The sequence below is a fragment of the Alcaligenes sp. RM2 genome (assembly GCF_052931795.1).
Genome location: NZ_JBRFIO010000001.1, coordinates 707681 through 727162 on the forward strand (window position 1 = coordinate 707681; position 19482 = coordinate 727162).

Consider the following 19482-nt stretch of genomic DNA (forward strand, 5'->3'; position numbering starts at 1 on the left):
GCAACGGGCAATACGGGCAAGTGTTGGTTGAGTAGACTCACAGATCGTCTTCCTCGCGGCCATCAACGTGGTCGGTACCGCTCAGGCCACGATTGGCCAGAATGACGACCAGAAACAGGGCGGTGGTAGCAAAGCCAATCACAATAGCGGTCAAGACCAGCGCTTGGGGGAGGGGGTCGGCATAGTCGGCCCCCAGCTTGCCGGCGTTAATAACGGGAGCGGCGCTGATTTTGAGCCTGCCCATGCTGAAAATGAACAGGTTCACGGCATAGGACACTAAAGCCAGCCCCATGATGACCTGAAAGGTACGCGGGCGCAGCAGGAGCCAGACGCCCGAGCCCGCCAGCACACCAATCGCAATTGAAAGCACGATTTCCATTATTTATTCTCCATCCCGGATGCAGCGTTCGAGGCGGATTGCAGCGACGGCAGTTTGCGATAAAAACGTAGGGACTGGTGGGCCAGCGCGACCAGAATCAGGATGGTGGAACCAATCACCAGCATGAATACGCCAATGTCAAAGATCAGCGCGCTGGAGGTATGGACGTCGCCCACCAGGGGCAGATGCAGATCCCAGCTTTGGGCAGACAGGAAGGGCTTGTTGAAGGCCCAAACCAGCATGGCAGCCACACCGGCTGTCAGCAGACCCAAGCCAATCCAGGTTTGAGGCTGAATCAGTGGGCGGGACTCCATCCAGACCACGCCGCTAACCATGTATTGCAGGATAATGCCGGTTGCCATGATCAGGCCGCCCACAAAACCGCCACCGGGCAGGTTGTGCCCACGCAGCAGGAAGTACAGGGCGATCAGCGTGGAGATAGGCAGCAGCAGGCGCAGCAAGACAGCTGGAATCTGCATGATGCCTTCTGGTAACGGTGTCTTGGGGTCCGGTTCCACAAAGACGGCTTCGCGGCTGTCCTTGACGTTCTGGCGACGGGCCAGAGGCTGGGCGATGGCTTCGATGGGTGGACGGAAGCGTCGCAGCAGCGCAAAGACCGTCAGGGCCACAATGCCCAGCACCACGATTTCACCAAAGGTATCAAAGCCGCGGAAGTCCACCAGAATCACGTTCACCACGTTCGCGCCACCGCCCAGGGGCAGGGCCTTCTCGACAAAGAAGGGCGAGATGCCGCTGGGGTGGGGGCGTGTCATCATGGCGTAGGCCAGAGCGGCAATACCGCAACCGGCCAGAATGGCAATAATCAAGTCGCGGCTACGGCGGAACAGGGCACGACCACTATTGTCCTGGCCGCCAGGCATATCACTGACGCGTTGCGGCAGCCAGCGCAGGCCCAGCAAAATCAGCACAACGGTGACCACTTCCACCGCCAACTGGGTCAGTGCCAGGTCAGGGGCGGAAAGCCAGGCAAAGGTCAGGCTGGTAACTAGTCCAGCGCCACCAGATAGCAGCAAGGAGGCCGGGCGGTGGAACTTGGCTTGACGAGCCGCACCAATCGCGCAGGCAATTCCGACGGCCCACATCAGGGCGAAGAAGGGGTCGATGGGGGTGGAAATAGTGGACTTGAACCAGTTGCCGCGAATCAGAGGCAGGGCAGCAACACAGATTGTGGCCACAATAATCAGCAAGGTCTGACGCTGCAGGCGTGGCGAGTAAAGCTTGCCCACGGCCCAGTTGGCTGCCACTTCCAGATACTCCATGGCCAGCTCAAAGAAGCGTCGGCCATCAGCACGGGTCAGCAAAGGCGTACGGCCTTGGCGGTTCCTGTAGAAGCGGTTGATGATCAGAACGAAGATCACGCCCATGCCTGTGGCGACCAGACTCATGATCAGGGGCAGGTTGAAACCATGCCAGACGGCCAGGTCGTACTGAGGCATTTCTGCACCCAGAATGGCGCTGGCCGCAGTATGCAAGAAGGGGCCAAAAGTCAGGCTGGGAATAATGCCGACCAAGAGACAGGTCAGTACCAGAATCGCGCTGGGGATCAACATGCGGCGAGGCGGCTCGTGTGGCTCGCGGGGCAAGTCCTTGGCGACGGGGCCAAAAAACACCTGTGCGATAAAGCGCAAGGAGTAGGCCACGCTGAAGGAGCCCGCAATTACGGCCACCACGGGCAGAGCATATTCCCAGGTGTTGCCATTGCTGGCCAGAATGGTCTCGGCAAAGAACATTTCTTTGGAGATGAAGCCATTCAATAGCGGCACACCGGCCATGGCAGCCGCCGCAACGGTAGCCAAGGTGGCAGTCAAGGGCATGGCGTGGCGCAAACCGGAAAGCCGGTTCAGGTTACGGGTACCGGTCTCGTGGTCCACGATACCGGCAGCCATGAACAGGGAGGCCTTGAACGTCGCGTGATTCATCATGTGAAACAGCGCCGCGACCAGAGCCAGTGGGCTGTTCAGGCCCAACAGCAAGGTAATCAGACCCAGGTGGCTGATGGTGGAATAGGCCAGTACGCCTTTCATGTCGCGCTGGAACATGGCCACATAAGCCCCCAGCGTCAGGGAACACAGGCCAGCGCCGCCAATAATGACAGCCCATTCCGTGGTGCCCGACAGGGCAGGCCACAGGCGCGCCAGCAGGAATACCCCGGCCTTGACCATGGTGGCCGAGTGCAAATAGGCGGACACAGGTGTGGGGGCGGCCATGGCGTGAGGCAGCCAGATATGGAAGGGAAACTGCGCGCTTTTAGTGAGTGCACCCAAGGCAATCAGGATCAGCATCCCGGTATACCAGGGGTGATTGCGAATCTGCTCGCCCGACTCCAGTACCACACTCAGGTCGTAACTGCCGGCAGCCTGGCCCAGCATGAGCACGCCCGCCAACAAGCAGAAACCGCCGGTTCCCGTAATGATCAGCGACATCCGCGCACCCCGTCGCGCATCCATGCGGTGATACCAGTAGGCAATCAGCATGAAGGAGGACAGACTGGTCAGCTCCCAGAACACGACCAGCTGGATCAGATTGCCCGACAGCACCACCCCCAGCATCGAGCCCATAAAGGCTTGCAGAAAGGAGAAAAAACGTCGGACCGGATCCTGAGCGGACAGGTAATAGTGCGCATAAAGGGCGATCAAGGCCCCCATGGCGGTAATGATGATACTGAAAAGCCAGGCATAGCCGTCCATGCGCAGCTTGAAGGTCAAGCCATGGGCGGGTATCCAGGAGCGTGACGACTCCAGCACCTCTCCGCGAGCAATGTCCGGATAGGCGTAGAGAGTGAGTAAGGCGCACGTAACGGCGACAGCGCCTGCAAGAGATGCCTGGAGTTTGCGAGAGTTCGCGGGCATCAGGGAAGATAGCAAGCTACCGATAAACGGTAGAGCTAGGATCACGAGCAAATACATCTGACTCCAACAGGCGGTAATTTAGGCGGCTAGCGCTTAATAATACGATATATGAAGCTAAATTCAGTCCAACAGCCATAAAAAAAGCGTTTTTTTAGTTATTGCGGCCTTGATGCAGGTCAAGCGCATGCTTGAGGTTTTCTCTCACAATAAATGCTTGACTAGAAGAAACAGGTCTCGTGCAGGAGGACCCTTTATGCCGCAAACACTGGAAGCATCGGATGCCAGCGCCCCCACCGCGCCGGATATCGAAATCTCTGAAGCCCTGATCCGGCGTTTTGATCGTTCCGGGCCTCGCTATACCTCCTATCCCACTGCAGATCGTTTTTTTCAGGACTTTCCTGCTCAGCCTTATATTCACGAATTATCGCGGCGCGCCTTGAGCAGCAGTAATCCGCCTCTGTCGGTTTACCTGCACATCCCGTTTTGTCAGTCGCTTTGCTATTTCTGTGCCTGCAACAAGATCATCACGCAGGATCGTAGCAAGAGCGAGCAGTACCTGGATTACCTGCTGCGCGAAATTGATATGGTCACCCAATATATGGGTGAAGACCGGCGCACCGAACAACTGCATTTGGGCGGCGGCTCGCCCACTTTCCTGGACAATGAACAGTTGGCCCGCTTGATGGCCAAGCTCAAGGAGCAGTTCGCGTTCACGGACGATGCCGAACTGGGCATCGAGATCGACCCGCGTACCTTGGCGGAAGGCACGCTCCAGAACTTGGCGGCTCTGGGTTTTAACCGTACCAGCTTCGGGGTGCAGGATTTTGACCCCAATGTGCAAAAAGCGATCAACCGTATTCAGCCCTTCGAAATGGTCAAACGCGCCATTGAAGAAAGCCGGGCTGCCGGTTTCCAGTCCATCAACACGGACCTGATCTACGGTCTGCCTTTGCAGACCCTGGAAAGCTTTGCCATCACCATTGACTCCTTGGTGCAACTGCGACCAGATCGCATCGCTCTGTATAACTACGCGCACTTGCCAACGCGATTCAAGGCGCAGCGTTTAATCAATGAAGAAGAACTGCCCGATGCCGACCAGCGTCTGCAACTGTTCCTGATGTCTTCGCAGCGTCTGCTGGATGCAGGCTATGTCTATATCGGTCTGGACCACTTTGCCTTGCCGACCGACGAGCTGAATCTGGCCCGCCTGGACGGTAGCCTGCACCGCAACTTCCAGGGCTACACCACCCGCGCAGCCTGCGATCTGGTTTCTTTTGGCGTGTCGTCTATTGGTCAGGTGGGCACCATGCATGTGCAAAATGCCCGCAGCCTGCGCAATTATTACGCCGATATAGACCGGGGGCGTTTGCCCATCGAGCGGGGTATTGTGATGCAGCAGGACGATCGCCTGCGGGCGGAAGTCATCATGCATTTGATGTGCAGCATGCCAGTGCCTATCTTGCGTCTGGAAGCGCGTTACGGCATTGATTTTGCCAGCTATTTCTCTGCCGAGCTGCAAGAGCTCAACAGCTATGCCGACGCTGGCTTGCTGACAGTCGATGCCCAATCCATCCAGGTTCTGCCCAAAGGCCGTTTGTTTGTGCGCGCCTACAGCATGGTGTTCGACAAGTACTTGAGCCAGGAAAGCGGTGCCCGCTATTCCCGCCTGATTTAACACAGTGGCCGTCCTTGCAGACGGCCACGATTCTATTGCCCTGTTTCTGGTCCCGACGTGACCGGCAGGTTCTTGCATCAACCTAAGGTATCAACATCGTGCTAAAGACGGATTTACGTCTCATGTCCCTGAAGGGAAAACTGCTTTTGCCTATTGTTCAAGGCGGCATGGGAGTCGGTATTTCGGCGTCCCGGCTGGCCGGTACTGTGGCCGCATTGGGCGGGCTGGGGACGATCTCCAGCGTGGATTTACGGCGTCATCACGAAGACCTGATGGACAGCACCCAGGGTGATGTCGAAAAAGGCGTGGTCGATGCAGCCAATTTGCAGGCTCTGGACCGCGAGATCAATCGTGCCCGAGAGCGCTCGGGTGGCAACGGTGGCATCGCCGTCAATATCATGAAGGCTGTCTCGCAGTATCCCGAGTATGTGCGTCAATCTTGCGAAAGCGGGGCAGATGCCGTGGTGGTGGGCGCTGGCCTGCCGCTGGACTTGCCTGAGCTGGTTCAGGATCATCCCAAAGTTGCCTTGATTCCAATCTTGTCGGATGTGCGCGGCGTCACTTTACTGGTGAAGAAATGGCTGCGCCGCAAGCGTTTGCCGGATGCAGTCGTTCTGGAAAATCCCCGTTTTGCCGCAGGCCACCTGGGGGCCGCCGACGACCAATCCTTGAACAAGCCTGAATATGCTTTCCAGCGCGTTCTGGAAGGCTGCCGCGCCTTGTTTCGCGAGTTGGGCCTGGAGGCCGAGCGTATTCCCTTGATCGCTGCAGGCGGGATTCACCGTCCTGAACAACTGCGTCAATTAATGGATTGGGGGGCAGATGGGGTGCAAATGGGCACTGCCTTTGCCGTCACTGAAGAAGGTGATGCGCATGAGAACTTCAAGCGCGTGTTGCTGGATGCCGAGCCCAAGGACATCGTGACCTTTATGAGCGTGGCCGGACTGCCTGCCCGTGCCGTGCGTACGCCCTGGCTGGATGCTTACCTGCACAAAGAGCAAAAGCTGCAATCGGTGGCGCGAGAGCGTGCTTGCACGGAAGGCTTTGATTGCCTGGCACATTGTGGCTTGCGCGATGGCGTGCAGCGTCATGGTCAGTTTTGCATTGATCGTCAGTTGGCCTATGCCCTGAAAGGTGATGTACAGCGCGGTCTGTTCTTCCGTAGTTCCGAAGCCTTGCCTTTTGGCAAAGCCATGAAATCGGTGCGCGAGCTGATGGACTATATGTTGAATGGCCGCAGCAAAACGCCGGGCGTGGTTCCTGCGGCCTAAACGGGATCAAGGGCTTAGCCCTTGATTTCGCGGATCAAGCCTTCCTCACCGCCATCAATGGTGTGGACGGCTTCCTTCCTTTGTGTCTCCAGTGCCAGGCGGCGGGCAATTTCATAGCATTCTTCAATATGCTGGTTGCCGACTTTGCGCAGCACTACAAAGCTGATGGAAGCGGAAATGGCGCTGCCTATCAAAGGCACATATTTGGCGCCGTATTTCCCGGCCAGTTTCTTCGCTCCCAGACGCACCAGAATATTGACCACGCGATCTGTAGTCAGCACGCGTCCCACCATGCCCAGGCCCATACTGGTTCCCCCCACGACCACCAGCTTTTTCAGCTCCGGGCTCAGGGCGTCCACATCGTTGGCCGTCAAGCCGAAGCGCGCATTGATGATGGGGATGACTTTCATCAGAATCGCCACATCCGTACCCACATCCACACCAGGGATGGGCACCACGGCTGCCGCTGCTGACAGCAGAGCGCGCCGACTGATCAGTTTGCGACATTCCTCGCGGGTTTTATCCAGTTCCTGCAGTGTCATCGTGCTCATGTGTCTATCCTGAAATCTAAGCGGATTGATCGTGCAAGCCTTAACCCATATGGGGCGAGTACCGTGCTTTTCCAGTGACTGCCTGGGCAATTATGTTTCTTATCGTAGTGGATGCCGCCAGTTTTGGGAAAAAAGCAGGGTATTGGTCGCATTTGAAATTTTTTCTTTCAAATGCCATGAATGCTTCTACAAACGGGTGTCGTGAACAATTAAAGCCCGGTGTCTTTTTCTGTTGCACTTGGTGGCATTCTTTATGCGCTTTCGGGGCTAGTCAGACACGCTCAGAGGGTCTGATTTCTATTAAACTGGCGCCGAAAATAGCACATTCCATAGGGGAAGAACGATGCATCGCCAGTCTTTGCTGGGTTTGATGTTCTTGCTGGGTGTCAGTAGCGCCCAAGCCATTACGATAAGCAGTTTCTCGCCCCAAGGGGCGACATCGGATTTGCGGGATGTCAAAGTCACCTTTGCCACACCCGCAGTTCATTTTGGGGATTCGCAATTGCCTGCACCCGTTCAGGTGCAGTGTGATGATCCTTCGGTAGTCGGTCAGGGCCGTTGGCTTGATTCGCGCCGCTGGATTTATGAATTCGACGAGCGTCCAGGACCAGGCTTGAGTTGTACGGCCGTCGTGTCCAAAAGTTTTCGCAGCATCAATAATGAAGCGATTAGCGGACCGGCTCAATATCGTTTTAATTCAGGCGGCGCCATTCTGGAAAGCAACCGCCCGTATTACAACATTATTGATGAAGACCAGGTCTTTCTATTCAGCTTCAATGCGCCGGTTAATAGCGCCTCTTTAGTCAAGAACGGCTATTGCCGGGTAGAGGGTATTGGCGAGCGTATTGGCTTGAAAGCCATTGAGGGTGCCGAGCGCGACGCCATGGTTCGCGCCGAGTTCTATGTGGACGAGGTAGACGACCGATACCAGGCCGTCCAGTGTGCGCGTCCCCTGCCAGCGGATGCCAGCGTGTCGGTGGTGCTGGAGCCGGGCATCATGACCCAGATTGAGAATCGCAAGGGCGTCCCTAATACGGACCGCTATACCTACGATTACAACGTGCGCCCCGAGTTTACCGCCTCGCTCACTTGCATGCGTGAGCGCGCAGAAGCGCCTTGCACGCCGGTTGGCAGCTTCGGTGTTCAGTTCTCTGCGCCCGTCGCTTACGAGTACTTGAGCCAGATTCGTTTGGAAGCCGGCAAGCAGGTTTGGGAACCCAAGTCTGATAGCGACGAGGCATGGCAGGATCGTGGGCCTGGCCAGTACGTGCGTTTCGAGGGTCCTTTCCCTGAAAACGCCAAGCTGACGGTCAAGATTCCGGACAGCCTGACGGACGACGCAGGTCGCCGCCTGAAGAACCCGCAAGTACTGAGCAACGGCATGAGCACCACGACCTATCCGCCGCTGGTGAAGTTTGCGGTGGAGCCTTTCGGGATTGTGGAGCGTTTCGGCCATGCGGATCGTGACGGATCGGACGATTCCGATCCGCCAGCCATTGGCTTGAGCCTGCGTAATGTCGAAGCCAATCTGACAACTCAGCAAATGCTGGTGTCCGCCGGTCAGGTGGGGGCTCTTGCCGTGAAGGACGACAAGGAAGTTCTGACCTGGTTCTCCCGTCTGCGCCAGCTGAACTATTCCTGGTCGGTCACCCCCGACTATCTGAAGACCATGATGGGTAGTGACTTCCATGTCACCGCTCCTTTGAATGAGAACGGCTACCTGGATCTGCGTGCTCAGCCCCTGTTGCAAGGCAAGGATCTGAAGAAGCTGGACTTGCCCGGCATGGATCAAAAAGGCGAGCGTCCTTTTGAATTGATTGGCGTGCCGCTGAAAGAGCCTGGTTTCCATGTTCTGGAAGTCGCTTCTCCACGTCTGGGTGCTTCCTTGCTGGAGGCGGCCGGTACCATGTACGTGCGTAGCTCTGTGCTGGTGACCAACCTGGGTGTGCATATCAAGAAAGGTGGTGACGATTTGCTGGTCTGGGTCACGACACTGGATGATGCCAAAGTCGTGCCCGGCGCGAAAATTCGCGTGATGAACTGCCGTGGTGAAGAGCTGCTGCAAGGTGAAACAGACGAGAATGGGATGTTCCATCACCCGCAGGCGGTGTCCAGCCCGGATTACTGCCAGGAAACCAGCTTGTCCGGTTTGTTCGTGACGGCGCGAATCGACAAGAACAACCCCATGGCTCGTGGTAAAGATGATTTCAGCTTTGCCTTGAGCGAGTGGAATTCGGGTATCGAGCCTTGGCGCTTCAATGTGCCTTACAACTGGGGCGGTCGCGATGAGGCCATTGCTCACACTGTGATGGATCGCAATCTGTTCCGTGCGGGTGAAGTGGCCCATATGAAACACTATGTACGCGAACGCGTGCGTGACGGTTTCAAGGCTCCAGCTCGCTATCCCGACACCATGATTGTCGAGCACGATGGCAGCGGCAAGCGAATTGAGCTGCCCTTGAAGTGGCAAAAGACAGCGGCAGGCAGCGTATTTGCTCTGACCGACTGGAAAATCCCCAAGGACGCCGAGCTGGGTGTGTATCGCTTGCGAACCGAAGGCGAGGATCAGTACTTCAACTTCGGCGAGTTCCGCGTAGAGCAGTTCAAGCTGCCTGTGTTGGGCGGCAGTATCAAGCTGGGTGACGGTCAGGATCGTCCTTATCTGGTCAAACCCAAAGAACTGCAGGCCGACCTGCAGTTGCAGTATCTGTCTGGTGGCCCGGCTGATTACTTGCCGGTTCAGTTGTCGGCGGTTGTCCGCTCGGCAGGAACGTCCTTCAGCGCCTATGACGATTTCAGCTTTGTCCCTCCCGAGAAAGTTGAACAGTCTGATGTCTCGGACTCCCGTGTTTTCCTGAACAAGAAGCGCTTTCAGCTGGATGCACAGGGTGGTTTGCGTGCCACGCTGGATGAGTTGCCTGCGGTGGATCGTCCTTCCGAATTTCTGGTAGAAGCCACTTTTGCCGATCCGAACGGTGAAATTCAAACCTTGACCCAAACCGTGTCCGTATGGCCGGCCGATGTAGTGGTGGGTCTGCGTGCAGGTAGCTGGTTGGCAGCCGGTTCGTCCACCAAGCTCTCGGCTATCGCGGTGAGCCCGGACGGCAAGCCACTGAAAAACGTGCCTGTGCGTATTGAGGCGGCCAATGTGCAGCGTTTCTCGATCCGCAAGCGTATGGTGGGTGGCTTCTACAGCTACGACAATCAGGAGCAGCGCGAAGACCTGGGCACGATCTGCGAAGGTCGCAGCGACGATCAGGGTCTGGTGCAGTGTGATGTGAAACTGGAGAAGGGCGGTCAGGTCGAGCTGCGTGCCATTGCACGTGATGGCGAAGGCCGCGAGTCCGTTGCTGCCAGCACCGTCTGGGTCAGTGGCTCCGGTTACCTGTGGTTCGGTGGTCAGAACGATGACCGTATCGACGTGATACCTGCGAAGAAAGTTTGGGCTCCTGGCGAGACAGCCGAGTTCCAGGTGCGCATGCCGTTCCGCGAGGCCACGGCCCTGGTGTCGGTGGAGCGTGAAGGTGTCTTGCAGGCTCAAGTGGTTCAGCTGGAAGGCGACAGCCCTAACGTCAGCGTGGAGATCAAGCCCGAATGGGGGCCGAACGTTTACGTGTCCGTGCTGGTTCTGCGTGGCCGTCTGCGTGAAGTGCCTTGGTACTCTTTCTTTAGCTGGGGCTGGAGTCAGCCTCTGACTTGGTACAAAGCCTACTCGGAAGGCGGTGGTGAATTTGTTGCCCCGACAACTACCGTGGACTTGTCCAAGCCTAGCTATCGTTTTGGTCTGGCCAGCATTGAAGTCAGCAGCCAGCAAGATGCGCTGGATGTGAAGGTAACGACGGATCGCAGCCAGTACGCGATTCGTGAGCAGGCCAAGGTTGATATTCAGGTCCTCAAGTCCGATGGCACACCGGCAGCCGGTGCGTCCGTGGCCTTGGCGGCTGTGGATCAAGCCTTGCTGGAACTGAGCCCGAACAATAGCTGGAACCTGCTCAACGCCATGCGTGCCTTGCGCGGCTACAACGTGCAGACCGCCACGGCGCAGTCTGAAATCGTGGGTCGTCGTCACTATGGTCGCAAGGCTGTCGCAGCGGGTGGTGGCGGTGGCAAGAGCCCCACTCGTGAATTGCTGGATACTTTGCTGCTGTGGAAAGGCAATGTGGAGCTGGACGCACAAGGTCGCGCAACGGTGACCGTGCCGCTGAAAGACTCCCTGACCCAATACCGGATTGTGGCCGTCGCCGATCTGGCGGGCGACCGCTTTGGTAGTGGTTCGGCTCAGATCGTCACAACGCAAGACCTGCAAATCATTTCCGGTTTGCCAGCCATTGCTCGTGAGGGTGATGATTACCAGGCCCAAGTGACGCTGCGTAACAGCAGCCCACGTGCCATGACCGTGAAGGTGCAGGCGCAGTACCGTGGTAAAGGCTTGCCCTCGGCGGCCTTGCCAGAGCAAACCGTTGAGCTGGCTTCGGGCTCGGCTAAAGTGGTTTCCTGGCCCATATCGGTTCCACTGTCCAGTGGTTCGGCCGATTCGCACCAGATGGAGTGGACGGTGGATGCACAGGAAGTTCAGCAGTCCGGCGCCACGGGCAAGGCTGCCAAAGACAGCCTTGCAATCAAGCAGGAAGTCTTTACCGCGACCCCCGTTACGGTTCAGCAGGGAACATTGGTTGCCGTGGGTATGGATGAGCCATTGAACATGTCGGTGCAGGCACCGGCCGGTGCCTTGAAGAACGAACAAGGCGTGGTTCAAGGTGGTCTGCAAATGTTGTTCCGTTCCTCCTTGGGTGGCGGTATGGAAGGGGTGCGTGCCTGGTTTGAACGCTATCCTTACAGCTGCTTTGAACAGCAAGCCTCGCGTTTCATGGGCCTGCGTTCCGAAGAGGCGTGGGCTGGCCTGATGCAGCGCATGCCGTCTTATATGGACGAGAGTGGTTTGTTGCGTTACTTCCCCAGTAGCTATGGGTGGGGTAGCCGCGTGTTGACCAGCTACATCCTGGATATCAGCTACATTGCGGAATCCATGGGCTTGAACTATCCCATCCCGGACGGCTTCCGCAACGAGATGCTGCAAGCGCTGGAAAACGTGGTGAATGGTCGTATCCCGAGCATGCAAACGGTCTCTCGCCAAGAGCGGGATCTCGAAGTGATTCGTGCGACGGCCGTGCTGGCCAAGTACGGCCTTGCTCGCGTCAACATGCTGGATTCGGTGGAACTGAACCTGCAAAGCTGGCCTACTGAAATCCTGCTGGCCTGGGTGGATCTGACTCAGCGTTTGCCGGGCATCAAGAAAGCCGAGCAGACACGTAAAGAAGCCATGAATCTGATTCAGGCACGTCTGGTCAGCCGTGGTACCCGTCTGGTCTTTGGTGAGGACGCGCTTAACGGCAGCCCATGGGCCATGACCAGCCGCGTGACCAACCAGGCTCGCCTGATGCTGCTGGCCAATGAAATGTCGGACTGGACCGAGGACATGCCTCGTCTGGCCCAAGGTCTGTTGGCGGAGCAGCAACGTGGTGCATGGCGCATGACCACTGAAAACCTCTTGGGTAGTTTGGCTATTGAACAGTTCAGCCGTCATCACGAACAGAACCCTAGCGGTCAGTCCATGGTGATTCTGGGCTCGGAAAGTGCCCAGGTGGTGGATTGGGACATGCTCAAACCTGACGGTCAGGGTGTGCGCTCTTCCAGGATTGATGTGCCTTGGCGCGGCGATCAGGCCGATAACCTGAGCGTTGAGCAAATGGGTGAGGGCAAGGCCTGGATCGAAGTTCGCTCCCTGGCTGCGGTGCCCGTGACCAAGCCTGTTGCGGCTGGTTTGAGCATGGAGCGTCACATCGAAGCCGTTGAGCAGGCCAAACCCGGTGTATGGAGTCGTGGTGACATCATGCGCGTGAAGATCAAGGTCAAGGCTCAAGGTCAGGCAAGCTGGGTGGTGGTGTCGGATCCGATTCCTGCCGGTGCCACTATCCTGGGCAGCGGCCTGGGTCGCGACTCTGCCATGGCAACGGCCGGTGAAGAACAGTCCGGTCATTGGCCCAGCTTTGTCGAACGCCGCTTTGATGGCTACCGTGCTTACTACGAGCGCTTTGAAGAAGGCACGACCGAAGTCAGCTACACGGTGCGTCTGAATACAGTGGGTCAGTTCGTGCTGCCAGCCAGCCGTGCTGAAGCCCTGTACGAGCCCGACGTGTTTGCTGTCTGGCCTAACGAGCAAGTTCTGGAAGTTGTGGATGCACCAGCAAATTAAAGCAGGACTGCTGGTGTTGGGACTGGCCCTGTGGGCCAGTCCCGGGCAGGCCATGCCCAGCTACAAGGAAGTTCGGCAAGCTTACCGATCGTCCGATGTGCAGGTCCTGGATCGTCAGGGCCAGCTTGTCCAGCGAGTCCGTCTGGACTTTCGTCAACGGCGCGGCGATTGGGTCGCGCTGGAGCAAATTTCTCCGGCCTTGCAAATGGCGGTCTTGGTGTCTGAAGACCGCCGTTTTGAATCTCACGGTGGGGTGGACTGGTTATCAGTGGGCTCCGCCGCGTGGGATGGCCTGTTTGCCGGACGCAGTCGCGGTGCTTCTACGATTACCATGCAGCTGGCCGGCCTGATGGATCAGGATCTGATTGGTGGTCGAGGTGGACGCTCGGTCTGGCAAAAGCTGGATCAGGTGGTGGCCGCCCAGTCGCTGGAAGACACCTGGACCAAGCCGGAAATTCTGGAAGCCTATCTGAATCAGGTGGCTTTTCGGGGTGAGCTGGTCGGGGTGGACGCGATGGCGCGTACCTTGTTTCAAAAGCAGGCCGCTGCGCTGGATGCACGCGAATCTGCCATTGCCGCAGTTTTGCTGCGCGGCCCCAATGCCTCGGCCTTGATGGTCGAGCGCCGGGCGTGTACGACCCTGCAAGAGATGGGACGCGCCGAACTATGTCGAGAATTAAGTAATCTGGTGCCGGTGGCTTTGCGCCGGGCCGGACAGGCCCCTTTGGGGCAAGCCCAACTGGCCCCTCATTTTGCCCGTTGGGTTCTGGATCAGAATCCTGAAATCAAGGCCGGTGACAGTATTCGTACGACCTTGGATACGCGCCTGCAAACTCAAGTGCAAGCCAGTATGCGGCGCCACTTGCTGGATCTGCGCACCGCACGTGTTCAGGATTCTGCGGTGGTGGTGCTGGATAACCATAGCGGACAGGTCCTGGCCTATGTGGGTTCCAGTGGCGATCTGTCCGAGGCGGCCGAGGTAGACCATGCCCGTTCCTTGCGGCAAGCCGGTTCCACGCTCAAGCCCTTTTTGTATGAGATGGCGATTGAAAAGCGCCTGTTGACCGCCGCATCCTTGCTGGAGGATTCGCCGCTGAATCTGTCCACCGGCAATGGCCTGTATATCCCGCAAAACTACGATAAGCAGTTTGTGGGCTGGGTCAGTGCGCGCAATGCTCTGGCTTCTTCCCTGAACATTCCTGCTGTGCGTGTGCTGACCATGCTGGGGCCTGCCAACTTGGTGGATCGCCTGCGTGCACTGGGCCTGAATCTGCGCCAGGATGGCGATTTCTATGGTTATAGCCTGGCTTTGGGCAGCGCCGATGTCACCTTGCTGGAACTGACCAATGCTTACCGTGCACTGGCCAATTTGGGCCAGACGCAAGCCGTGCAAACACGTATGGATCAGCAATCCGCTCCCTTTCATTCTGTGATGGATGAGGGGGCCAGCTGGATTGTGGGTGATATGTTGTCGGACCGTCAGGCTCGGGTGCTGACCTTTGGATTGGACAGTGCCTTGAGTACACCATTTTGGAGTGCGGTTAAAACCGGGACCAGTAAAGACATGCGTGACAACTGGGCCCTGGGTTGGACAGAGCACTATACCGTTGGCGTTTGGGTGGGAAATAGTGCTGGTCAAAGTATGCAAGATGTATCAGGTGTCAGCGGGGCAGCCCCGATCTGGCACGAGGTGATTTCGCTCTTGAACCAGCGTCGCCCCGGTCGTCAAACGGCCATGCCTGCCCAGGTGCAGGTGCGGCAGATTGAGTTTGTACCCGCCATGGAGCCTGGCCGGGAAGAGTTTTTTGTTGAAGGCACACAGACCGATCGTGTGGAATTAAGTGATGTGAATCTGGCCTATGCCGGCCCGGCCCGTATCCGCGAGCCGGTCAATGGCACCATTTTCGCGCTGGACCCGGATATTCCACCGCAAAACCAGCAATTGCGTTTGTTGGCCCAAGGGCAGATTACCGAGCCCTTGGTATGGTGGGTGCAGGGAGTAGAAGCAGGGAAGGGGGCGCAGCTGCGAATTCCATTGGTACCCGGAACGCTGCGCATTGAATTGAAAACTGAACAAGGTCGCTTAATGGATCAAGTCAGCGTACAAATTAGGGGTGCGCAAATGACAAGCTTTAACAAAGATTAACCGCTTGCGCTTTTACATGACTGATACACTGCTATCCTTATTGATTCTTCGTAAAGAGAGGGGGGAACTTCACTATGATGACTTTACGCACACTCGCTCGAATTTTGGCTCCTGTTGGCCTGGTCGCATTGGCCGCTTGTCAAACCGTTCAAGAAAAGCCGAGCGACAAAGCTGGCACCTCCAGCGCCGCAACGCAAACCACTCCCTCCACGCCTGCGACGGGTGCTCAGCAGCCTCAGGCTCAAGCTGGTGCCGAGCAGCAAGCTGCGCCTGTACAGATCTTCCTGGCTGATACTCAGGAACAAGCGGGTTGGGCACGTGTCGACGTGCAACCTAATGGTGTCTTGTTTGTGAATCCGCGTGCCGTGGTGGTGCGTGAGGATCTGGTTGGCGTGCAAGCCGGCACCAACGACAGCAAAGAAGGTTTGCTGGCTTTGGATCTGACCCCGGAGGCTGCTCAGCGTCTGTTGCAAGTTACCACTCAGTTCCCCAAAAAGCGTCTGGCTTTGGTCGTGGGTGACACCATGCTGGCTGCCCCTGCTTACGGTTCGCCCGTTAAAGATGGTCGCCTGATCTTCATGGTCGGTACGGAAGCTAACGCTTTGGCTGCTGCCCGTGCGATTGCCGGTCCACAGGCTACCCAGACCAACGGTAAGAAGTAAGCGCTGCTGGCTCGTCTGAATGCTGTCCTGGTCCTGGGTTCACCCATGCCCGGCTTTTTGAAAAACGCGGTGGGTGCAAACCCGCCGCTCTTGTTACTAACAGGAAAGTCGGTATGGTGACCCCGCCAGGCAGTCTCGCTTTTTATATTCTTTCTTTTCGGGTTCTGGTCGGCCTGCATGGGGCCGCGCTGCTGTTCGTCATGTTGATGGGCACCGGAGCAATTGGATCCGTTTTCGTCCCCGCTTTTTTGCGTCTGCCCTTGTTCGTTTTTCTGATGGGGCTGGTTTCGGCGTTTCTGGCCTTGTGCTGGAGTCACTGGACCTTGGCGTGGCACAGCTCTAAAGTAGGGCGACGCTGGGCCTGGATACCCGGTTTCTGTTCGGCCTTTTTTCTGGCCTTGAGTCTGGCTCTTTTTGTAATTGGCGTATGGGGTACCTTGGGCCTGGCCGATTTTGCCTACCAGCATAGCGAGTGGCTTACCTCCGGCCAGCAAGACTATGACGGTTTTGTCGTTCCCAATAATGACGAAGCCCAGCCCTACACGACGCCTTATCGGCAACATCCTTAGCTTGCCTTCTACTTGAACGCTACGTTCAGACAGCAGCGATTCCAGCCTGCTGCGTAGAGTGTCGTTGTATTTTCTGCAATAGTCTCAATTCTTGCTCGCTTTTTTATCAGCCGCAGTCTTAAAATGTGCGCATTGCGTATATTTCATAAGCGAGAGCTGATATGGCCGTCTCCCAACAAGTTTTTTTGCGTGATGCAATGCGTCGCCTGAACCTGACTCGTGACGTTTTTGCGGCACGTATTGGGGTGAAGCGTCGCGCACTGGATACCTGGCTGCTGCCTGAAGGCTCTTTGGAGTCGCGGGCCATGCCCGAAGTGGTGCAGCGTTTTGTCACGGAAATCGTGGAAAACGAAGCCTTGCTGAGCAAGTATGCGCAAAGCGCACAGTCCGGTCCTTTGCGTGACCGTATTGCCACCGGCGGCAAGCATCAGCTCTTGTCCGTAGACCAGTTCACCCGCGAAACCGTGGAAGAACTGTGCAGCCTGGCCGATATCATGCAGCCCATCGCCCGCCGTCAAAAAGTGTCGCGCGTGCTGGAAGGGGCGGTGCTGGGTAACCTGTTTTTCGAAGCCTCTACCCGTACTCGCGTCAGCTTCGGCTCGGCCTTCTGCCGCCTGGGTGGCTCGGTGTGCGATACCACTGGCTTTACCTTTTCTTCCATGGCCAAAGGCGAATCCATTTACGACACCAGCCGCGTCATGAGCGGCTATGTGGATGCCATGGTGATTCGTCACCCTGAGCAAGGTTCGGTTGCGGAATTTGCGCGTGCCACCAACATTCCTGTGGTGAACGGTGGTGATGGTGCGGGTGAACACCCCAGCCAGGCGCTGCTGGATTTGTACACCATCAGCACTGAATTTTCCCGTCTGGGCAAATTGCTGGATGGTGCACATATCGCTCTGGTGGGTGACTTGAAGTATGGCCGTACCGTGCACTCCCTGATCAAGTTGCTGGGCATGTACCGTGGCCTGAAATTCACCCTGATTTCGCCCCCCGGCCTGGAAATGCCCGAGCACATTGTGGAGCAGGTGGCCAAGCAAGGTAAGCACGTCATCGAGCAAACGACTTCCCTGGAAAAAGGTTTGCCCGGTGTGGACGTGATTTACGCCACGCGTGTGCAGAAAGAGCGTTTCGAAGAAGGGCAGGACGGCAGCTTCACGGCGGACTTCCAGGTCAATAAAGCCATTATCGACCGCTGCTGCGGCCCCGATGTAATTGTGATGCATCCACTGCCACGCGATAGCCGTGAAGGTGCCCACGATTTGAGCGTGGATCTGAACCACGACCCTCGACTGGCCATCTTCCGTCAGGCTGACAATGGTATTCCCGTGCGTATGGCCATCTTTGCTGTGCTGCTGGGTGTGGAAACGCTGGTGCAGCATTCCATGCGCGATGTGACCTGGAATCCTCCTTCGCACATCGGTCCTGATGATGCGGTTTTCCACGGCATGTACTAAGTTGAGCAGGTGTCAGCGCTAAGTACACGCAAGCATTAAAAAAACCGGGGCTCTGATTCAGAGCCCCGGTTTTTTGTTCGTGATTTACTTGGACGTAGGCATGGCAAATTCCGCACCCTTGGAGATGCTTTCAGGCCAGCGCTGCATGATGGATTTCTGGCGGGTGTAAAAGCGAACGCCTTCTTCACCGTAAGCGTGCATATCGCCAAACAGGCTCTTCTTCCAGCCACCAAAACCGTGCCAGGCCATTGGCACTGGAATTGGCACGTTGATGCCAACCATACCCACGTGGATGCGGCGGCCAAATTCACGGGCCACGTTACCGTCGCTGGTAAAGCACGCTACGCCGTTGCCGAACTGGTGCTTGTTGATCAGTTCAATGGCACTGGCCAGATCCGGTACGCGTACGCAGCACAGCACAGGGCCAAAAATTTCTTCCTGATACACACTCATGTCAGGGGTGACGTGATCGAACAGGGTGCCGCCCATCCAGAAGCCGTTCTCGCAACCTTCACCGGCTTTGGCGCCGTCAAATTCGCGACCGTCGACCAACAGTTTGGCGCCTTCCTGTACACCTTTGTCGATGCAGCTGCTGATGCGCTCGCGCGCTTGCTGTGTCACGATGGGGCCCATTTCGGCGGCGGCATTGGTGCCATTCAGAATCTTCAGGCTGCGAGTACGTTCTTCCAGCTTGGGCAGGATGCGCTCGGCAGAGTCACCCACCAGCACGGCTACCGAAATGGCCATGCAACGCTCGCCAGCCGAGCCGTAGGCGGCACCGATCAGGGCGTCCACGGTCAGGTCGATGTCGGCATCCGGCATGACGACCAGATGGTTCTTGGCACCGCCCAGGGCTTGCACGCGTTTGCCGCCGATGGCGCCCATTTCATAAATGCGGTTGGCAATCGGGGTGGAGCCCACGAAGGAGACGGCTTGCACGTCCTGGTGATTGACCAGTGCCTCAACCGCGTCTTTATCACCTTGCACCACGTTGAACACGCCATCGGGCAGACCGGCTTTTTTCAGCAGTTCGGCAATGAACAGGCTGGGGCTGGGGTCGATAGGGCTGGGTTTCAGCACAAAGGTGTTACCCGCGGCGATGGCAACGGGGAACATCCACATGGGCACCATGACAGGAAAGTTGAACGGGGTGATACCGGCCACCACACCCAAGGGCTGGCGCATGGTCCAGTTGTCGATATTGGTGCTGACCTGTTCGGTGAAATCGCCTTTGAGCAGTTGAGGAATGCCGCAAGCAAATTCCACAATTTCAATACCGCGGGTGACTTCGCCCATTGCATCGGACAGAACCTTGCCATGCTCGGCCGTAATCATGGCTGCCAGCTTTTCCTTGTTCTCGTTGAGCAAGGACAAAAAGTTGAACAGCACACGGGCGCGGCGTAGCGGTGGGGTGTCGGCCCAGGCGGGGAAAGCGGCCTGGGCGCTGGCCACAGCGGCGTCAATATCTTGCTGGCTACCCAGTTTGACTTTGGCGCTGACCTGGCCGGTGGCCGGGTTGTACACCGGTTGAGTACGTGTACCGGCGCCAGCCTGCTGGCCACCTCCGATGTAGTGAGCAATTTCGGGGGTGTTTAACTCTGTCATGGTGATGCTCCTGCTGGGATGAATTAAAACAAGGGGCGGTAACC

Annotated in this window: 11 protein-coding genes; 7 read left to right on the forward strand and 4 right to left on the reverse strand. The window is 57.2% G+C overall.

Annotation, left to right across the window (positions count from 1 at the left end; all coding sequences use genetic code 11):
- Positions 1 to 37 precede the first annotated feature (37 nt).
- Together ACU6HM_RS03260 and ACU6HM_RS03265 are read right to left on the reverse strand one after the other, a co-directional pair.
- Entirely contained in the window at positions 38 to 379 is a 342-nt protein-coding gene (locus tag ACU6HM_RS03260) for a Na+/H+ antiporter subunit C (RefSeq protein ID WP_009461754.1), read from the reverse strand.
- Positions 379 to 3306: a monovalent cation/H+ antiporter subunit A gene (locus ACU6HM_RS03265; protein WP_446763339.1), complete on the reverse strand. Its 2928-nt coding sequence runs from the start codon at positions 3304 to 3306 to the stop codon at positions 379 to 381. Before ACU6HM_RS03265 ends, ACU6HM_RS03260 begins: the two co-directional genes overlap by 1 nt.
- A 196-nt stretch (positions 3307 to 3502) precedes the next feature.
- Between ACU6HM_RS03265 and hemN the strand changes: the two genes are divergently transcribed.
- A complete protein-coding gene (gene hemN, locus ACU6HM_RS03270) occupies positions 3503 to 4924 on the forward strand; it encodes an oxygen-independent coproporphyrinogen III oxidase (RefSeq protein WP_021446507.1) in 1422 nt (473 codons plus the stop codon).
- A gap of 122 nt (positions 4925 to 5046) precedes the next feature.
- Positions 5047 to 6195, forward strand: coding sequence for an NAD(P)H-dependent flavin oxidoreductase (locus ACU6HM_RS03275; protein WP_021446508.1), 1149 nt, complete (start codon positions 5047 to 5049; stop codon positions 6193 to 6195).
- A gap of 14 nt (positions 6196 to 6209) precedes the next feature.
- On the opposite strand, the gene ACU6HM_RS03280 is transcribed toward ACU6HM_RS03275, so the two are convergent.
- Entirely contained in the window at positions 6210 to 6746 is a 537-nt protein-coding gene (locus ACU6HM_RS03280; protein ID WP_009461759.1) for a hypothetical protein, read from the reverse strand.
- Positions 6747 to 7089: 343 nt separating this feature from the next.
- Between ACU6HM_RS03280 and ACU6HM_RS03285 the strand changes: the two genes are divergently transcribed.
- The 5 genes from ACU6HM_RS03285 (at position 7090) to ACU6HM_RS03305 (ending at position 17833) form a co-directional block, all read left to right on the forward strand.
- Positions 7090 to 12999, forward strand: coding sequence for an alpha-2-macroglobulin family protein (locus ACU6HM_RS03285; RefSeq protein WP_446763340.1), 5910 nt, complete (start codon positions 7090 to 7092; stop codon positions 12997 to 12999).
- On the forward strand, positions 12983 to 15145 hold the full coding sequence (pbpC, locus tag ACU6HM_RS03290) for a penicillin-binding protein 1C (RefSeq protein WP_247966722.1): 2163 nt from the start codon (positions 12983 to 12985) through the stop codon (positions 15143 to 15145). The genes ACU6HM_RS03285 and pbpC overlap by 17 nt, the downstream gene beginning before the upstream one ends.
- A gap of 74 nt (positions 15146 to 15219) precedes the next feature.
- The gene (locus ACU6HM_RS03295) at positions 15220 to 15807 is read left to right on the forward strand and encodes a hypothetical protein (RefSeq protein WP_009461761.1); all 588 of its coding nucleotides are present in this window, start codon (positions 15220 to 15222) and stop codon (positions 15805 to 15807) included.
- 113 nt (positions 15808 to 15920) lie between these two features.
- Entirely contained in the window at positions 15921 to 16376 is a 456-nt protein-coding gene (locus tag ACU6HM_RS03300; protein WP_181900162.1) for a hypothetical protein, read from the forward strand.
- 161 nt (positions 16377 to 16537) lie between these two features.
- Complete coding sequence (locus ACU6HM_RS03305; protein WP_026483408.1) at positions 16538 to 17833, forward strand: aspartate carbamoyltransferase; 1296 nt, start codon at positions 16538 to 16540, stop codon at positions 17831 to 17833.
- Between the two features lie 84 nt (positions 17834 to 17917).
- Here the strand turns inward: ACU6HM_RS03305 and ACU6HM_RS03310 are convergent, their stop codons facing one another.
- On the reverse strand, positions 17918 to 19438 hold the full coding sequence (locus tag ACU6HM_RS03310; RefSeq protein ID WP_060185191.1) for a CoA-acylating methylmalonate-semialdehyde dehydrogenase: 1521 nt from the start codon (positions 19436 to 19438) through the stop codon (positions 17918 to 17920).
- Between the last annotated feature and the right edge of the window lie 44 nt (positions 19439 to 19482).